Origin of the sequence: Streptacidiphilus pinicola (genome assembly GCF_003258295.1) — a bacterium.
GTDB lineage: Bacteria > Actinomycetota > Actinomycetes > Streptomycetales > Streptomycetaceae > Streptacidiphilus > Streptacidiphilus pinicola.
The window spans coordinates 98,236-115,444 of sequence record NZ_QKYN01000053.1 but is presented as its reverse complement, the minus strand read 5'-3'; the positions used below and the strand labels follow the sequence as shown (position 1 = coordinate 115,444).

Below are 17,209 nucleotides of genomic sequence, written 5' to 3'. Positions count from 1 at the left end.
CGGCAGCCGTCCCGTGGGTGCGGTGGGACGGGTTCGACCTTAGGAGCCGCCTGTTTCGGCGCATTATCGAGGGGCTTTCCGGGGGCCTTGAACGTCCCGGGCCGTGGTCGGCCCGACGCGGCGGTCCAGGTCACGCGCGAGCTGAGTCCCGTCGACAGGACAGCGAAAAATCACCGACCCGCGCGGGCGGTTTCCGAGAGGACGGCCGTGTCCGTCAGCAGGCCACGGCCACGTCGTGGCGCGTGGTGGCCTGGATGTCGCGGACCAGCGAGTCGGTGTCGCTCCAGAGGTGGAAGTGGCCGCCGGGGCGGATGTGGGCGCTGTACGGCCCGGTGGTGAGCGCTGCNNCCGGCCAGCGGGTCGCCCGGTGTGTAGTAGCAGCGCACCGGGCAGGACAGCGGCTCCGCGCCCGGCACCGGTCGCCAACTGCGGAGGGTGCGTACGTCGGCGCGGAGCGGGGGCAGCATCAGCCGGCGCAGCCCGGGGTTTCCGGCGATCGCCGGGTCGACCTGGCCGAGTTCGCACAGGGCCGACCAGAGCTGGGCGTCGTCCACGGGCAGGTCCCGGGCGAGGCTGTTCGGCGTGGAGACGACCGGGGCGCCGGACACGAACAGGGCGGCGGGCGGACGGCCGTTCCGTTCGAGTGCCCGCGTGGTCTCGTAGGCGAGCAGCGCTCCGAGGCCGTGCCCGAACAGGGCGAGGTCGGCCGCGAACGGGGCCGGGTGATCCTGCGTCAGCTCTTCGGCGATGCGGGCGCCGTCAGCGGCGAGGCGCAGGGCCAGTTCCGCCGGCTCCATGCGGCCGGGCCGCAGGTACTGCACGGTCAGCAGTTCGGTGTCGGTCGGCAGGGCGGCGCCCAGGGCGTTGAAGCTGTCCACCGATCCGCCGGAGTGCGGGAGGCAGACCAGTCGGGTCGTGGGGCGGGGTACCGGCCGCACACTCTGTATCCACTGGGTGTCGCGGCTGTGTGTCATCTCGCCCCCTCGCGTGTGGGCCCACAACGCTGCGGGACATCGCGTAGGTTCTCACGGGGCCGTCGGGGTGGGCCGACGTCCTGTCAGTTTTCCTTCACGGGCAGCTCAGGCCGCCTCGCGGACGGCTCGCAGCCTGGGCCGCCGGTCGGGGGCCGGCCACAGGACCTCGGGGTTCTGTTCGGACTGCTGTTCCTTGAGGTAGTGCAGGACGGCGAGCACCCGACGGTTGTCCTCCGGGCCGCTGGGGACGGCGAGCTTGTCGAAGACGGACGCGAGCCGCTTCTCGACAGTGCCCGAGGAGATGAACAGGCGGGCGGCGATGGCGCTGTTCGAGCGTCCCTGTGCCACGAGCGCCAGGACCTCCCGCTCGCGTTCGGTCAGCGCGGCCAGCGCTCCCCCGCCGGCCTGCTGACCCGACGGGACCGCTCGGACGGCCAGGGCGCCGACCATGCGCGGGTCGACGACCGTGCCGCCCTTGGCCACCTGGGCCAGCGAGTCCACGAGCTGGTCGGCGTCGGCCATCCGGTCCTGCAGAAGGTAGCCCAGCCCGGACGTGCCAGTGGCGAAGAGCCGGGCGACGTGCGCCGGATCAGGGGTCGCCGCGAAGAGCAGGACCCCCAGTCCGGCCCGGTCGCGGCGGGCGTCGAGGGCGGCCCCCACGCCCTCGTCACGCCAATCGGGTGCGAGCCTGACGTTGGCGATGAGGGCGTCGGGCCGCTCCTCACGGACCAGGGCGGGGAGGGCCCGCGCGTCGTGGACCGCGGCGACGAGCTCGTGGCCGCGGTCGGCGAGAACGTGGGCCAGGCCCGCCCTGAGTATCGAGGAACCTTCGGCGATGACGAGACGCATCGTCGGTCACTTCCTTCGGTGGGAGACGGGAGCACCGCAGCCGTTCGGCGCGTCGGTGCCCGGGTGGAGCAGGTGATGGTGGTGTGCCGTGGTCACCCGGCGATGGCCAGCAGTTCGCTCTTGGCGCGCCGGTGCACGACGGAGTCCGCTATCTCGCCGCTGCGCACCGCGATGTTCGACAGCAGGGCCGAGGTGAGCCCGTGCGTGTGCTCGGTGCCGCCCTGCAGGTAGATGCCGAAGGGCAGGTCGTCGGTGGTGACCAGGCGGTAGTCGCGGGTGACCTGGTGACGTCCGGAGGCGTCGCGCAGGCAGTGGCGGTCCAGGTCGCCGAGGAGGGTGGAGGGGTCGAGCTGGGCGTAGCCGGTGGCGAAGACGATCGCGTCGACGTCGAGCTCGTAGGGTGCCGGCCGGTTCAGGGACTTCAGCAGCGCCCGGCCCCGGCCGTCGCGCTCCTCGACGCCCTGGACGCGGGTCAGCGGGTGGTAGTGCAGCCGCTTGACGCCGGATACGGCCTCGTCGTACTGGATCTGGTAGAGGCCTCGGATGTCGGCGACGTCCACCACTCCGTAGTTGGTGTTGCGGTGGTAGCGCCAGAACGCGTCGCGGGTGGACTGGCCGCCGTAGTAGTAGTCCTCGATCGCCTCGGTGTCGAAGATCTGGTTGGCGAAGGGGGTGTCGTCGGCGACGCTGTAGCCGTAGGAGGGCAGGATCGCGTGGACCTGTGCGTCCGGCAGGTTGTCGTGGAAGAACCGGGTGATCTCCGCCGCGCTCTGGCCGGCCCCGACGACCGCCACGCTCTTGAGCTCGCGCAGGTCGGCCTGGCCGTAGCGGTAGAGGAACTCCGAACTGTGCCAGACGTGTTCGTTGCGGCTCGCGCCGTCGGGCAGGGTGGCCACCAGGCCGGTGGAGATCACGATGTTGCGGGCGCCGACGCGGCGCACCTGCTCGGTCGCCGCGTCGCGGACCTCGACCTCCAGGTGGTCGGCCTCCTGGCCGGACCGGCCCTCGGGCAGCCGTACGGCTGTCACCGACGACCCGTAGGACACCGTGCCGACCATCTGCTCGGCGGCCCACTCCAGGTACTGGTGGAACTCCTGGCGGGTCGGATAGAAGTCCTTGCGGTTGACGAACTGGGCGAGGCGGCCCTGCGCGTGAAGGAACGCGACGAAGCTGAACCGCGAGGTCGGGTTGCGGAAGGTGACGAGGTCCTTCAGGAACGAGATCTGCATGGTCGCGGCGGGCAGCAGCATGCCCCGGTGCCAACCGAACCTCGGCTGCCGCTCGAAGAACACGGACGTGATCGGGTCCGTCACGATGTTGGCGTGGTGTTCCTCCAGGGAGATGGAGAGCGCCAGATTGGACGGACCGAATCCGATGCCCACCACGTCGTACGTTGTTGGCTGACGTGCACTCATGACTGTCTCCACTTGGTAGCTGTGCTGGTGGCAGGGCCCTTTGCGCCCGTCATCCGACGGCGAGGGCGGTCCGGCTGAGAGCGGGGTGCCGGATCTCGAGCGTGCAGCACTTGACGCTGCCGCCGGCTTTGAGCAGTTCGGAGAGGTCGACCCCGACGGGTTCGAAGCCGTGCTCCCACAACTGCCGGGCGAAGCCTTCCGCCGTGTCGGGCAGGAAGACGTGGTGGCCGTCGGAGACGGCGTTCAGGCCGAAGGAGAGCGCGTCCTGCTCGTCGACGAGGATCGCGTCGGGGTAGAGGATCCGCAGGGCCTCGAGGCTGCCCTCGGAGAAGGCCCCCGGGTAGTAGGCGACCTCGGTGTCGGACAGCGCGGCGAGCGCGGTGTCCAGGTGGTAGAAGCGGGGGTCGACGAGGGTGAGGGTGACCACCGGACGGCGAAGGGCCCGCCGGAGCTCCCCGTGGGCCTCGGGGTCGGTTCGGAAGCCGGTGCCTGCCAGGACCGTGTCGCCCACGACGATGTAGTCGCCCTCGGCCTCGTTGATGTACCGGGCGGTGTGGACCTCCGGGTAGCCCTGGGCGGTGAACCACTCCTGGTAGTGGGCGGCCTCCGGGGCGCGCTCCTCGTGGCGGAACCGGGCGATGAGGACGCGGTCCTCCACGACGGTGGCGCCGTTGGCCGAGAACACCATGTCCGGCAGGCCGGGGACGGGGTCGAGCAGGTCGACGGTGTGTCCGTACTGCTGGTACAGCTCACGCAGCTGTTCCCACTGCTTGACGGCCAATTCGGGGTCGACCGGCGCGGTCGGGTCCATCCACGGGTTGATCGCGTAGTTGACGTCGAAGTGGGTCGGACGGCACATCAGGTAGTGGCGCGGTGTGGCGTGGCGCGGGGTGTTGGGCATGGCGGTGTCCTCTCGTGTGGTGGTTGTGCGGGGCAGCGGGTTTCAGGCGGCGTCGCGTTCGATGGGGCAGCTCATGCAGCGGGGTCCGCCGCGTCCTCGGCCCAGCTGGTCGCCCTGGAGGCGCAGCACCTCGATGCCGTTCTCCTCGAGCATCCGGTTGCTGTGGTCGTTGATCTCGTAGGCGATGACGGTTCCGGGGGCGAGGGCCAGCAGGTTGCAGCCGTCGTTCCACTGCTCGCGGTGGGCGCTGTAGGAGTCCTTGCCCGACTGCAGGACGCGGACCGAGCTCAGGCCCAGTGCGGTACCGATCTCCGCGAAGAGGTCCTTGTTCTCGGTGATGGTCGGCTCCCAGCGGCTTCCGGGGGTCAGCGTCCAGGACCGCAGCGTGGCGCGGTCGAGCTCCGAGAAGAGGACGAAGGCGTCGGTGTCCACCATGGTCAGCACCGTGTCCAGGTGCATGACCGCACGGGACTTCGGCAGTTCCGCGACGATGACGCGGTTCGCGGCGCCGGCTGCGAACAGACGCATGGCCAGGTGTTCGATGCCGGCGGGGGTGGTGCGTTCGCCGAGCCCGACCAGGACGGTGCCGTTGCCGAGGACGGCCACGTCGCCTCCCTCGATCGCGGCCGGCGCCATCGCCTCCCCGTCGGTCCAGCGATCGGCGGCGCGGTCGGCGAACTGCGGGTGGAAGTCGTAGATGGCCTCGTAGGCGACGGTCTCCCGGGAGCGTCCGGTCATCATCATCGGGTTCACCGAGACGCCGTCGTAGATCCAGCAGCTGGTGTCGCGGGTGAAGAGAGCGTTGGGCAGCGGCGTCAGCACGAACTCGTCGTCGGCCAGCACATCGAGACCCAGGGAGCGGGCGCCGGACGGTCGCTCCCCCAGGATCTCCCTGAGCTCGCGCTTGTTGAGTCCGCCGATCAGGTGAGCGGCCAGGTCTCCGGGGCCCAGTGCGGTCAGCGCCCGACGGGTCTCGGCGGCGAGCACGGCACCCATGTGGGCCTGTCGGCCGTCGAGCACGCGGCCGAGCATGAAGGAGACGGCCTCGTCGCTCTTGAGCGTCTCGGTGAGCAGGTCCTGCAGCAGGTGCACGGTGACACCGCGGTTGCGGAAGATCTGCTGGAACGCCTGGTGCTCCTGCTGCGCGCGCTCCACCCAGACGACGTCGTCGAAGAGCAGTGCGTCCTTGTTGTCGGGTGTCAGCCGCTCGAATTCCAGACCCGGCTCGTGCAGGATTACCTGCCGTAGCACACCCACCTCAGAATTGACCTGGTACATTCTCTCTCCCCTGGCGTCGGCACTGGGTGACTACCAATCACCCTCCGAAGCTATCGCGGGGGCCTTCCTTTTCGTTATCGAAACACTTTCCGGATCGCGGACACCGCCCCGCCGATCCGTTATCCCGCCGTCGGAAACGGCTCGATAGCGACTCGAAAATGCCGGTGGCTAGCCTCGCCTTGACGACGGAACCACCGACTTCGAAAGGCGGTCGAGATGTACGTTCCCCAGCCCTATCGGGAGCCGGAAGGCTCCTGGATGTCCGAACTGGTCCGGGGCAACCCGCTGGCGCTCATGGTGTCCAACGGGGCCGAGGGCTCCGCCCCCTTCGCGACCCATCTGCCCGTCATCCCGTCCCCGCAGACCGGCGGGAACTGGCCGCACGGCCTGGCCGGGGTGACGCTGATCGGGCACATGAACCGGAGCAACCCGCACTGGTCCGCGCTGACGGACACGCAGACCGTGCTGCTCACCTTCACCGGGCCGCACGGGTACGTGTCGCCGACGGTCTACGGCTTCACCCCGGCCGCCCCCACGTGGGACTTCACCTCGGTCCACGTACGCGGGACGGTCGAGAAGATCGAATCCGAGGACGAGACGCTCGAGGTGGTCTCCGCCACGGTCCGGGCCTTCGAGCGGGACTTCGGCGCCGACTGGGACATGACTGAATCCGTCTGCTATTTCCAGAAGATTCTTCCCGGCGTCGGCGCTTTTCGGTTCCACGTGACCGGGGCGGACGGGATGTTCAAACTCAGCCAGGAGCAGTCGCCGGAAACCAGGGACCGCGTCAGAGAATCGTTCGGTGCCAGCCCGTGTACTCGCCACCAGGCCACCGCCGATCTCATGGAAAGGCTTCGGTGAGCATGTACCGACTGTGCTCGGAAAGAGTCCCCTTCTTCCCCGACCTCGGAATGGGAGAAATATCACTCGCTGCTGTCAGGATACTTTCAGTCGCGGCGCGCCGGTTGGCGCGCCGTCGCTCTAATAACAGAACGCCTGCCCGACTTGGAGGCGCGGCGGACCCGCTTTGCAGATGACCCCGGCCCGAGCCCGAGTCGCACGGTCCGCCCAGGGAGGAGTTGCCATGTCGGCCCACCGAGCCTGGAGTTCGCGAGGACACGGCACAGCAGCGGCGATCGTGGTGGAGGTCTGGGCATGAGTTCGGCCGCCTACGCGGTCGCCGACACGGTGGCCCTGCTACGCCGTGCCATCAAGAATCTGGTGCGTTATCCCACCACTTTGGTGGTGGTCATCGGCATCCCGGTGCTGTTCCTGCTGCTCTTCGTCTACGTCTTCGGCCACGCCATGGACGTCGGCGTGGCCGGCGTCCTCCCTGCGGCGGGTCAACCCGACCTGGCCGCAGGGAAGTACGTCGACTACGTGGTGCCCGGGCTGCTCATCATGACCGCCGCCACCGGTTCGCTGAGCACGGCGGCCTCCACCAACATCGACATGACCGAGGGGATCATCGCTCGCTTCAGGACCATGGCGATCTTCCGCCCGGCGCTTGTGATCTCCCGTGTCGTCGCCGCGGTGCTGCAGACCATGGTCTCCATGGCTGCCGTGCTGGGCGTGGCCCTGCTCCTGGGCTTCACCTCCACGGCCGGCCCCGTGCGGTGGCTGGCCGTCGTGGGGTTGCTCACCACCGTGGCGCTGACCCTGACCTGGCTCGGTGTCGCCTTCGGCCTGGCCGCAAAGACCCTGGACGCAGCCTCCAACGCGCCGCTCCCCCTGATCATGCTGCCTTTCGTCGGCTCGGGCATCGTGCCCGCGGCCTCGATGCCCGGCGGGTTGCGTCAGTTCGCGGAGTACCAGCCCTTCACACCCATGATCGAGACCCTGCGCGGCCTGCTCACCGGCGCCGCGATCGGCGACAACGCGATCATCGCCGTCGCCTGGTGCGCCGGGCTGAGCGCCCTCGGTCTCAGCTGGGCCATGCGCAATTTCAGCAAGGACCGCACCTGCTGATCCCTTCAACAGTGACGAGGCAATGGTGATCACACGTCTACCGGCCACGGACGAGCGCGCTGCTCGCCTCAGCGGCCCCTCCGCTCCATCGAAGATCGTCGCCCTGGAAGGTCACCGGGCGCAGCACCACTCGGGGACCTGGCAGATCGCCCTGGTCGACAACCTGGCCAACGCGGCCATCGCTGTCGCCTGCTGCGCCGGGCTGAGCGTCCTGGGCTCCGTCTGGGCCATGAGCAACCCCAACGAAGACAACACCCGCTGATCCCTTCAACAGTGATGAGGTACCGGTGATGACACGTCAGCCAGCCACGGGCGAGCGAGCTGCGCACCGCAGCAGCTCCGAGGGCCAGCAGGCGGCCCTGCTGCGGATCGGCATCGGCGCGCTCCAGGAAGCCGACCCCGAGCTCGCGCAGATCCTCGACGCCGAGGTGCAACTGCAGAACTCCACCCTCGCGATGATCGCGTCGGCGAGCATCGCGGCCCCCTCGGTGCTCGCCGCCGGTGGCGCCGCGCTGTCGAACGTCACCGCCGAGGGCTATCCGGGCGCCCGATACCACCCCGGCGCCCAGCAGTTCGACCAGGTCGAGAGACTCGCCGTGGAACGGGCCAAGCTTCTGTTCGGCGCGAAGTACGCCAATGTGCAGCCGCACTCGTGCTCCTCCGCCAACCTCGCGGTCTTCGCGGCGTTGATGAAGCCGGGCGACGTGCTCATGGGGCTGGACCTGGACGCCGGCGGCCATCTCACGCACGGCTCCCGGGCATCGGTGAGCGGTCGTCACTACCGGCCCGTGCCCTACGGCCTGGACTCCTCCGGACGCATCGACTTCGCCCAGTTGACGGACCTGGTCGCCGAGCACCGCCCTCGGGTGCTCGTCGCCGGGGCCAGCGCCTACCCGCGCACGGTCGACTTCGCCCGGTTCCGCGAGATCGCCGACTCGGTGGGGGCCTACCTGCTCGCGGACATCTCCCACATCGCGGGTCTGGTGGCCGCGGGCCGGCACCCGAACCCGATCGACCTCGCCCACGTGACCACCACCAGCACCTACAAGCAGCTCGGCGGCCCCCGCGGCGGACTGATCCTGAGCGGCCGAGAGTTCGAGACGCCCGGTCCCGACGGGCGCACCCCGCTGCACCAGCTGATGCAGCGGGCCGTGTTCCCGCAGTCGCAGGGCACCCCGAGCCCGGCCACCATCGCCGCCAAGGCCCGTGCGTTCGCCAACGCCTCGGAGCCGGCGTTCCGTGAGACGGCCCGTCTGATCGTCCGCAACGCCCGCGCGCTGGCGAACGAGCTGTCCGCCCTGGGCTACCGGATCCTCACGGGCGGCACGGACAACCACATGGTGCTGATCGACGTCACCAGTGTCGGTCTGACCGGGGTGACGGCGGAGCGCGCCCTGGAGGAGTGCGGCATCCTCGCCAACCGCAACCGCATCCCCGGCGACACCAAGCCGCCCCTGATCACCAGCGGCCTGCGGCTGGGCACCAACATCCTCGCCCAGCGCGGTATGGGGCCCGACGAGATGAGCACGTGCGCACGACTGCTGCACACCGTCCTGTCGGCCACGTCGACCGTGTCGGACACCGACTACCGCATCGACCCGTCGCTCGTGGCCGAGGTGCGCGACGAGGTGCGGTGGGTGTGCGCGCGCCACCCGCTGCCGATCGTCGTGCCGGGTCCGCCCGTTCCGGCGCCGCTCACCGGAGTCGGCGCATGACGACGGGGATCTGGCCGCCTACGCTCGTCCCGTCCGACCGGCCGCGCCGGCCCGGGGGCGCCGCCGGCCCGACGGCCGTGGAGACCACGGGCCTGCCCGGGGTGGACACCGCGGACGAGCTGGTTCTCGCCGCCGCCTTCGCGGCTCTGCTGTACCGGTACACCGGTCAGGAGCGCATCGCGCTCGCCGTGCCGGACGGGGAGCTGCGCTTCACCGTTAGTGGCGACTCCTCCGTGCGGCTGGCGGCGACGACCAGCACCGCTGCGGACGCCCGTGCCGAGTCCGTTGCGGTGGGCTTCGCTCTGGCCGACGAGTCGGACGGGGACGATCCCGGCCCGGTCGAGCTCCGCCTGGTCGTGCGCGGCGGGACCGCGGAACTGCTCTACGACACAGAGCTGTTCGATCGCGACACGGCCCGGCGCATGCTGGAGCACTACCGCATCCTGGTCGCCGACGCGTCCGAGCGGCCGGACTGCCCCGTGCGCGAGCTGCGGCTCCTGAGCGCGCAGGAGCTGGAAACCTCCCTCGTCGAGTGGAACCGGACCGGGACCGACCTGCCGAACAGCGGCTGCCTGCACGAGGCCTTCGAAGCCAGGGTGGAGCAGTCCCCCGAGGCGATCGCCGTCGTGCACGGCGGCAGGCGGCTGACGTACCGGCAGATCAACACCGAGGCCAATCGACTGGCGCACCACCTGCGCTCCTTCGGCGTGGGCCCGGACGTGCGGGTCGGACTGTGTCTGGACCGCTCCGCGGAGCTGCTCGTAGCGGAGCTGGCCGTGCTCAAGGCGGGCGGTGCCTACGTGCCGCTGGACCCGGACTATCCGGCCGAGCGGATCGCCGTCATGGCCGCCGGCACCTCCTGCGCGGTGATGGTCAGCCGCGAGGACCTGACCGGGAACCTGCCTGTCTCCGACGGTGCGAGCCCGCCGCTGGTCCTGCTCGACCGCGACGCGGCGCTGCTCGCCAAGGCACCGGGGCACAACCCGGCGCACGTCGCCTCGCCCGAGCACCTCTGCTACATCATCCACACCTCCGGCTCGACGGGTGCGCCCAAGCCCATCGCGCTGCGCCACCGCGGGGTGCTGAACAACATCGCCGACCTCAACACCCGCTACGAGGTGGGTGCGGGCGACTCGGTGCTCGCGTTGTCCTCGCCCAGTTTCGACATGTCCGTCTATGAGTTCCTCGGGCTGACCCTCGCGGGCGGCACGGTGGTCGTCCCGGACGCCGGGCGCACCAAGGACCCCGCGCACTGGGCCGAGCTCTTGGTCCGGGAGAACGTCACCGTCTGGAACTCGGCCCCCGCGTTGCTCGGTCTGCTCACCGAGCACCTCGAACTGAGCGGCGCGGAGCCGCTTCCGCTGCTGCGGCTCGCGCTGCTCGGCGGCGACTGGGTTCCGGTCACTCTGCCGGACCGGGTGCGCGCGCTGGCCCCGGCCCTCAGGTTCGTCGTCATGGGCGGCGCGACCGAGTCGTCGATCCACTCGACCCTCTTTGAGGTGGACAAGGTCGACCCCGAGTGGACGAGCATCCCCTACGGCCGCCCGATGGCCAATCAGCGCACCTACATCCTCGACGACCACCTGCAGCCGGTGCCGGTGGGCGTGCCGGGTGAGCTGTACCTGGCCGGGACCGGCCTGGCCCGCGGCTATCTGGACCAGCCGGAGCGCACCGCGGAGCGGTTCACGCACTGGAGCTACGGCGACCTCGTGCGCGACGAGCGGCTCTACCGCACCGGCGACGTCGCACGGTACCGCCTGGACGGCATGATCGAGCTCGTCGGCCGCAAGGACTTCCAGGTCAAGATCCACGGCCTGCGGGTGGAGCTCGGCGAGGTCGAGACGGTGCTGCGGGTTCACCCGCAGGTACGCCAGAGCGTGGTGGTCGCCCGGGACAACCGGCTGATCGCCTACGTGGTGCCCGAGCAGGACGCGGGGGTCCTCGATCCGGAGGAGCTGCTGGCGCACGCCGCTCTGCGGCTGCCGGAGTACATGGTGCCCGCGGCGGTCGTGGTCCTGGAGCGGCTGCCGTTGACGCCCAACGGCAAGCTGGACCGGATGGGGCTGCCCGATCCGTCGCCGGCCCCCGGGACGCTCACGCCGTACCGCGAGCCGGACTCGGAGCAGGAGCGGGTCCTGGCCGAGGTGTGGGCCGAGGTCCTGGGGGTCGAACGGGTCGGCGCCGATGACGATTTCCTGGGGCTCGGCGGCGGTTCGATCCGTGCCATCATGATCGCCACCCGGGCCAGGGCGCGGGGCCTGGAGATCACTCCGGCTCAGGTGTTCAAGTGCCGCACCGTCGCCGCGCTGGCCACGGCGGCCGTGGCGGCATCGCCCTCGACGGCGTCCGTCCACCGGGGGCCGCTGACCGATCCGTCCTCCGCCCGGTTCCTGGCGTTCAAGGAGCAGTGGCCGGGCCTGGAGGACGTGTGGCCGCTGACCGCGCTGCAGTCGGGGATCCTCTTCGAGTCGGCCCGTGCCGACGGCGACCACGACGCCTACCAGATGCAGAACGTGTTCCGCGTTTCCGGGACGGTCGACCCGGCCAGGATGCGGGTGGCCGGTCAGGCCCTGCTGGCACGGCACGCGAGCCTGCGGACGGCCTTCGTGCCGGACGATCAGGACGGCCTGGCGCAGCTCGTCCTGGCGGACGTCGCGCTGCCGTGGCGGGAGCTCGACCTCTCGGCCTCGGCTCCGGCCGAGCGCGACGACGCGCTGCAGCGCTTCCTCGCCGAGGACTACGCGGCGCGTTTCGACCGCGCCGCTCCCCCGATGTTGCGCCTGACCCTGGTGCGGCTGGGCGAGCGCGAGCACGTCCTGGTCCTCACCACCCACCACGTGCTGATCGACGGCTGGTCGGAGCCGATCCTGCTACTGGAGCTGCTGCAGCTCTACGCCGCTGACGGGGACGCCGGCGCGCTCCCCGCGGCCGGGTCCTTCGGCGGGTTCCTGGCCTGGCTGCGGGACCAGGACCGGGAGGCGGCCGCCCGCGCCTGGGCGGAGGAGCTCGACGGTGTCCTCGATCCGACTCTGCTCGCGCCCGAGCAGGCGGTGCCGGTCGAGGGCCAGGGCGCCGGGACCGTGGCCGTGGACCTGTCCGATGAGGAGTCGCAGCTGCTTTCCCGCTGTGCCCGCGAACTCGGTGTCACCCCCAGCACGGTGGTGCAGGGTTGCTGGGGTGTGCTGCTCGGCGCGCTCACCGGGCGCGAGGACGTGACGTTCGGCGCGGCAGTCTCCGGCCGGCCGGCCGCGCTGACTGGGGTGGAGTCGACCGTCGGCCTGTTCATCAACACCGTGCCCGTGCGGGTGCGCTGCGGCCCGGAGGAGACCTTCGCGTCCGTGCTGACCCGGCTGCAGGAGCGGCAGTCCGTGCTGATGGACCATCACCACCACAGCCTGCCGGAGATTCAGGAGTCCCTCGGACTCGACGCCCTGTTCGACACTCTGGTGGCCTTCCAGTCCTACCCGGTCGACCGCGCCGGCATCGCCCGGGCGAGCGCCGCCGCGGGTCTCGAGGTGGCGCAGGTGCGCGCCGAGGGGGCCGCCAACTATCCGCTGGCGCTCCTCGTGGAGACCGATCCGGAGCGTGTGGGAGCACCCGGTTCCGGGACCGGATCCGGGCTGCGCCTGACCCTCCAGTACCACCGGGACGTCTACCGGCACGAGGCCGTGGTCACTCTCGCTGAACGGCTGCAGCAGGTGCTGCTCCGCCTGCTGGCGAGCCCCGGCGGGCGTCTGGCCGCGCTCGACCTGCTGCTGGAACGAGAGCACGGGCCGTCCGGCGCCACCGGCGCCGGTACCGCTGCCGACGTCGACCGGACCACGGACGAGCTGGTGGAGTGGCATGCGGCCAGGACGCCGGGCGCTCCGGCCGTGAACAGCGGGGGGAGGGCGCTGACCTACGCCGAACTGACGGCCTGGGCGGCTCGGTTGGCCGAGCGTCTGATGTCGGCTGGCGTCGGTCCCGGCTCGGTGGTCGCCCTGACCATGGCGCGGTCCCCTCAGCTGGCCGTGGCACTGCTGGCGGTGCTCAGGACCGGCGCTGCCTTCGTCCGCCCGGCCGCGGACGGCAGCATCGCCGATACCGCCGTGCAGCGGATCTCGGCCGAGGACGTGGACCGGTATGCCGAGCACCTCGGCACGGCGGCGGGCCGCGACGGCACCGCCGCGTTCGACCCGGGGCATGCCGCCTGGGTGCGCCCCGGTCAGGACGGTGACACCGGGGCGGGCACGCTCGCGGTCAGCCACCATGCCCTCGCCACCACCGTGCAGGCCTTCGCCGCCGCTGCCGGGCTCACCCCGGGCTACCGGTTGCTCGCGGCCTCTCCGGACGACGACGGCATGCTGGTCGATCTGCTGGCCGGGCTGAGCTCGGGGGCGACGGTCGACCTCCCGGCGAACCCCGCGGACGCCGTCCGGGACTGGACCGGTGACGTGGTCAGTACGACCACGGCGTGCGCCGCGGTCCTACCGGGCCACCGTGGCAGCGCTCTGCGCGCTCATACGGTGGTCCTGTCGGGGGCCTCGGTGCCCCAGTCGCTGGTCCACCTCGTGCGGGACGCGGCGGGGGGCGCCCGGGTGGTGGTGGTCCACCGGCAGTTGGAGGCGGCCTTCGTGTCCTGGGTCACCGCCGGCGCGTTGTCCGGGCCCTTGGTCGGTCTGCTTCCGCTCGGCACTCCGGCTGCGGGCATGCGGGCCCAGGTGCTGGACGGGGCGCTGCGCCCGGTGCCGCCCGGCACTCTCGGCGAGCTGTATCTCGCCGGGACGCCGTCGCACGGCTTCCTCGGGCAGCCGGGTCGGACGGCCGGGTGCTTCGTCGCCGATCCGTCCGGACCGCCGGGGTCGCGGATGTACCGGACCGGAAGCATGGCCCGCCGCTCCGAGGACGGTGGCCTGGAGTTCGCCGGACCGGCGGGTCCGCGGCCGCGGGTGCGCGGTCGGGAGCTCCCCGCCGGTCATCTGGAGCGGGTCGGGGCGGTTCTGGCCGGGCACCCGGGTGTGGCCCGGGCCGCAGCGGTGGTCCTGTCCGACAGCGGCCCGCACGAGGCGCGGATCGTCGGATACGCGGCGCCGCTGGGCGACGCCCTGCCATCCGTGGCGGAGCTGACGGCCTTCGCGGCCCGGCACCTGCCGGAGCATCTGGCGCCGGCATGCGTGGTGGTCCTGCCTGAGCTCCCGTGCGGTGCCGACGGACGGGTGGACCACGCCGCCCTCCCCGCGCCGGAGGCGGTCTCCGGCGGCGGCTCCCGCAGGCCGCGTACACCCCAGGAGGAGGCCGTCTGCGCCCTGGTCGCCGATGTCCTCGGGGTTGAGGAGATCGGCATCGACGACAACTTCTTCGGCCGCGGGTGCAACTCGATGAAGGCCACCCGGATCACCGGCCGGATGCGGCGCTCTCTCGGGATCGACGTCTCGATACGCGTCCTGTTCGAGCACCCGACCGTCGCGGAGATGTCCGAGCACTTCGCACCGGCGACGGCCAGGAGCCGCCCCGGCCTCGGCGCCATGCTCAAGGCCAGGGCAGGACTCGATCCCGACCGTCCGACAACCGAGCGTCAACGAATCCGTACCGAAATGAAGGAGCAGGTGACTCGCATGCGCAGGGAAGCCAAGGCACAGGCCAAGGAGCTCAAGGAGCAGCTCACCGCGGAGGCCCGCGAGGAGTGGTCCCCCGAGAACGTCGCGGCGCAGACCCAGGAGAGGATCCGCAGGAGCATGGAGAAGCACTCCACGACGCCGCCGAAGGCAGGCAAGAAGGACGGCAAGGAGTAGACGTCCTGCCGCGGTCAGGTAGCAGTGACCGCGGACGCAGACGAGGAGCGGCCCCGGAATCCGGGGCCGCTCCTCGTGCGTCGGTGCGCTTGTGCGAAGGCTGCGGTCAGTCGACGCGCACCCACATGCCGCCGGACCGCACACCGGTGAAGTCGGGCGAGTTGAAGAAGAGCGGGGTGATGTCCGGGTCGACCCGCAGCTTGGGGAACCGCTCCAGGAGGACCTCGAAGACGACCCGGGTCTCGACCCGGACCATCTGGCTGCCGACGCAGTAGTGCGCGCCGCGCCCGAATCCGAGGTGGGCGTTCGGCTTGCGGGTGACGTCGTACACGTCGGGGTTCGGGAACTGGTTGGGGTCGCGGTTGGCGGCGCCGAGGTAGACCCGCAGCAGGCTGTCCGCGGGAATCCGGTGGCCGCCGAGGTCGACCTCGGTGAGGGTGGCGCGGTAGGAGACCGCACCCGGCGTCAGGAAGCGCATGCTCTCCTCGAGCATGCCCGGGATGAGCGAGTGGTCGGCCTTGATCTTGTCGAACTCCGCCGGGAACGACTCGAGGCACAGGAGGGTGTTGGCGGTCAGCAGCGGGGTGGCCAGGTGGCCGGCGCCCAGGATGCCGATGATGAAGTTGATGATCTGGTCCCGCGTCATCTGGTTGCCGTCGAGCTTCTCGACCTGGCAGAGCAGACTGATGAGGTCTTCCTTCGGGTCCGCGAGCTTGGCGTCCACGTGCTTGCCGAGCATCTCGCGCAGGGGCTGCAGCGGCTTGGTGAGCGCCTCGAAGTAGTCGTTCTCGGTGCCCTCGTTGACCGTCGTCATCGCGGCCTGCTGGTCCATGTTCTGGTCGACCACGCGGAACATCCGGCGGTCGTCGGCCGGGATGCCCAGCAGCTCACTGAAGACGATGCCCGCGACGTGGTCGACGAAGTCGCTCAGCAGGTTGAACTTGCGCATGTCCTTCAGCTCGGTGGCGTACTGCTCCGCCAGTTCCCGGGCCCGCAGCTGCAGGTGGTCGATGAACGTCGGGCTGAAGGCGTGGCTGACCTGCTTGCGGATGTTCGTGTGCTCGGGACCGCTCATCTGAGCGAGGTCACCGTCGAAGTACTTGGCGGTCTCCTCGTCGATGTTGAAGAGCTTCGCGGAGTCAGCCGTGTACGAGTCGTTGTTGCTGAGCGCCTCGTTGACCTCGTCGTAGCCGTAGACCTCCCAGCGCTTGAGCTCCTCGCTCCACTCGACGGGCTCCTTCGGACGCTCGCCACGCAGCCAGAACTTGTCCTCCGGGAATCCCCACCGGTCAGCGAAATCGGTTGCCATGACTTTCCCTCCATCGCGAATGCGCACCAGCGTTCCAGGCGCATGCTATGGAAGAAATCGGCGTGGAATTGGATTTCTTTCGGCAACCTTTCCGGCGGGTGGCAGACCGACTTCGGATCTTGACACAGCGGCATTCGGCGCCCATCCTGCGGGCGCCGGACGGCCCTGCGGATCTAGGGATCGCGCGAGGTGAGACGGACCACGATGTCGCCGAGAATGGAGCGGGCCTGCACGCGGACGACGTCGTCGGGGGGACCTGTCGGCACGTCGGCAGAGGCCGGCTCGTCGAGCAGTTCGATCGACTGGTAGACGGTCCCGACGTGGGAGTCGAGGTCCAGGCTGACCGCGGTGCCGGGGACGACGCCGATCTCCAGCCGTCCGGACGCGTTCTCCAGCACCAGGGGCCCCTTGACGGTCTCGTCGACCAGCATGTCGCCCTGCGAGGCCCTTGCCTCCAGGGCGCCGTGCGCCCGGCCGATGCTGAGGTCGCCGCTGTCGGCGTACACGTAGACGTCGCCCTTGGCCTCCCCGATGCAGACGCTGCCCCGGGTCCTGCTCAGGTGCACCGACCCGTCGGCGCACTGGATCTGGACGTCGCCGCACTCCGCGTGCGCCTCCAGGTCGCCGCCCACGTGGTCGACGGAGGTGTTGCCGAGGACCTGGGCGAGGCGCAGCGGCCCGGTCTCCTCCAGCATGACGTGGCCGCAGTCGGTGGAGATACGGCACTCGCCGAGGCGGCCTTGGGCGTTGATGTCCGCGGCGCGTGCCTGTGCGCGCACCCGGGATCCGGAGGGCAGCCGGATGTTCAGGGACACGGCGCCGGCGCCGTGGGGGTAACCACGCGCCCTGGGCGCGGACACCACGAGCTCCCCGGCTTCGTATTCGACGCGGGCCAGCCGGACCGTCGCGGCGTCGCACGGGTCGAGGCGATCACTGGGACGAAGTTCGACGAACGTCTTCTTGTGGTCGCCCGCCACGATATTGACCCTGCCGATATCAAGAGAGATGTCGGCGCTGATGGGTTCAAGG

At 70.5% G+C, this 17,209-nt stretch carries 12 protein-coding genes; 5 read left to right on the top strand and 7 right to left on the bottom strand.

Translation table 11 applies throughout. The features are described 5' to 3' along the window. Positions 1-170: 170 nt before the first annotated feature. The 5 genes from DN069_RS14050 to DN069_RS14030 form a co-directional block, all read right to left on the bottom strand. Entirely contained in the window at positions 171-974 is an 804-nt protein-coding gene (locus tag DN069_RS14050) for a thioesterase II family protein (RefSeq protein WP_111501295.1), read from the bottom strand. 105 nt (positions 975-1,079) lie between these two features. Beyond that, entirely contained in the window at positions 1,080-1,823 is a 744-nt protein-coding gene (locus tag DN069_RS14045) for a response regulator transcription factor (protein WP_111501294.1), read from the bottom strand. 92 nt (positions 1,824-1,915) lie between these two features. Continuing rightward, complete coding sequence (locus tag DN069_RS14040; RefSeq protein ID WP_111501293.1) at positions 1,916-3,238, bottom strand: lysine N(6)-hydroxylase/L-ornithine N(5)-oxygenase family protein; 1,323 nt, start codon at positions 3,236-3,238, stop codon at positions 1,916-1,918. A 49-nt stretch (positions 3,239-3,287) separates the two neighbouring features. After that, complete coding sequence (ddaH, locus tag DN069_RS14035; RefSeq protein ID WP_341538471.1) at positions 3,288-4,175, bottom strand: dimethylargininase; 888 nt, start codon at positions 4,173-4,175, stop codon at positions 3,288-3,290. A 6-nt stretch (positions 4,176-4,181) separates the two neighbouring features. Continuing rightward, positions 4,182-5,417: an arginine deiminase gene (locus tag DN069_RS14030; protein ID WP_111501291.1), complete on the bottom strand. Its 1,236-nt coding sequence runs from the start codon at positions 5,415-5,417 to the stop codon at positions 4,182-4,184. Between the two features lie 216 nt (positions 5,418-5,633). Between DN069_RS14030 and DN069_RS14025 the strand changes: the two genes are divergently transcribed. The 5 genes from DN069_RS14025 (at position 5,634) to DN069_RS14005 (ending at position 14,871) form a co-directional block, all read left to right on the top strand. Beyond that, a complete protein-coding gene (locus tag DN069_RS14025) occupies positions 5,634-6,278 on the top strand; it encodes an FMN-binding negative transcriptional regulator (protein WP_111501290.1) in 645 nt (214 codons plus the stop codon). Between the two features lie 294 nt (positions 6,279-6,572). Next, positions 6,573-7,385, top strand: a complete 813-nt coding sequence (locus DN069_RS14020) for an ABC transporter permease (protein ID WP_111501289.1) — start codon at positions 6,573-6,575, stop codon at positions 7,383-7,385. A 22-nt stretch (positions 7,386-7,407) separates the two neighbouring features. Further along, positions 7,408-7,647 carry a hypothetical protein gene (locus DN069_RS14015; protein ID WP_111501288.1) on the top strand — a complete coding sequence of 80 codons (240 nt, stop codon included), beginning with the start codon at positions 7,408-7,410 and terminating at the stop codon, positions 7,645-7,647. Positions 7,648-7,675: 28 nt separating this feature from the next. Continuing rightward, positions 7,676-9,100 carry a serine hydroxymethyltransferase gene (locus tag DN069_RS14010; protein WP_111501287.1) on the top strand — a complete coding sequence of 475 codons (1,425 nt, stop codon included), beginning with the start codon at positions 7,676-7,678 and terminating at the stop codon, positions 9,098-9,100. Further along, entirely contained in the window at positions 9,097-14,871 is a 5,775-nt protein-coding gene (locus DN069_RS14005; RefSeq protein ID WP_111501286.1) for a non-ribosomal peptide synthetase, read from the top strand. The genes DN069_RS14010 and DN069_RS14005 overlap by 4 nt, the downstream gene beginning before the upstream one ends. 106 nt (positions 14,872-14,977) lie before the next feature. On the opposite strand, the gene DN069_RS14000 is transcribed toward DN069_RS14005, so the two are convergent. Together DN069_RS14000 and DN069_RS13995 are read right to left on the bottom strand one after the other, a co-directional pair. Continuing rightward, the gene (locus tag DN069_RS14000; protein WP_111501285.1) at positions 14,978-16,180 is read right to left on the bottom strand and encodes a cytochrome P450; all 1,203 of its coding nucleotides are present in this window, start codon (positions 16,178-16,180) and stop codon (positions 14,978-14,980) included. A gap of 173 nt (positions 16,181-16,353) precedes the next feature. Continuing rightward, a complete protein-coding gene (locus tag DN069_RS13995) occupies positions 16,354-17,157 on the bottom strand; it encodes a DUF4097 family beta strand repeat-containing protein (protein WP_111501284.1) in 804 nt (267 codons plus the stop codon). Positions 17,158-17,209 lie beyond the last annotated feature (52 nt).

Excerpts from the sequence above, each read along its gene's own strand:
- DN069_RS14040 (WP_111501293.1), bottom strand. The coding sequence starts at position 3,238 with ATGAGTGCACGTCAGCCAACAACGTACGACGTGGTGGGCATCGGATTC.
- DN069_RS14015 (WP_111501288.1), top strand. The coding sequence starts at position 7,408 with ATGGTGATCACACGTCTACCGGCCACGGACGAGCGCGCTGCTCGCCTC.
- DN069_RS14030 (WP_111501291.1), bottom strand. The coding sequence starts at position 5,417 with ATGTACCAGGTCAATTCTGAGGTGGGTGTGCTACGGCAGGTAATCCTG.
- DN069_RS14025 (WP_111501290.1), top strand. The coding sequence starts at position 5,634 with ATGTACGTTCCCCAGCCCTATCGGGAGCCGGAAGGCTCCTGGATGTCC.
- DN069_RS14000 (WP_111501285.1), bottom strand. The coding sequence starts at position 16,180 with ATGGCAACCGATTTCGCTGACCGGTGGGGATTCCCGGAGGACAAGTTC.
- DN069_RS14045 (WP_111501294.1), bottom strand. The coding sequence starts at position 1,823 with ATGCGTCTCGTCATCGCCGAAGGTTCCTCGATACTCAGGGCGGGCCTG.
- DN069_RS14020 (WP_111501289.1), top strand. The coding sequence starts at position 6,573 with ATGAGTTCGGCCGCCTACGCGGTCGCCGACACGGTGGCCCTGCTACGC.
- DN069_RS14005 (WP_111501286.1), top strand. The coding sequence starts at position 9,097 with ATGACGACGGGGATCTGGCCGCCTACGCTCGTCCCGTCCGACCGGCCG.
- DN069_RS14010 (WP_111501287.1), top strand. The coding sequence starts at position 7,676 with ATGACACGTCAGCCAGCCACGGGCGAGCGAGCTGCGCACCGCAGCAGC.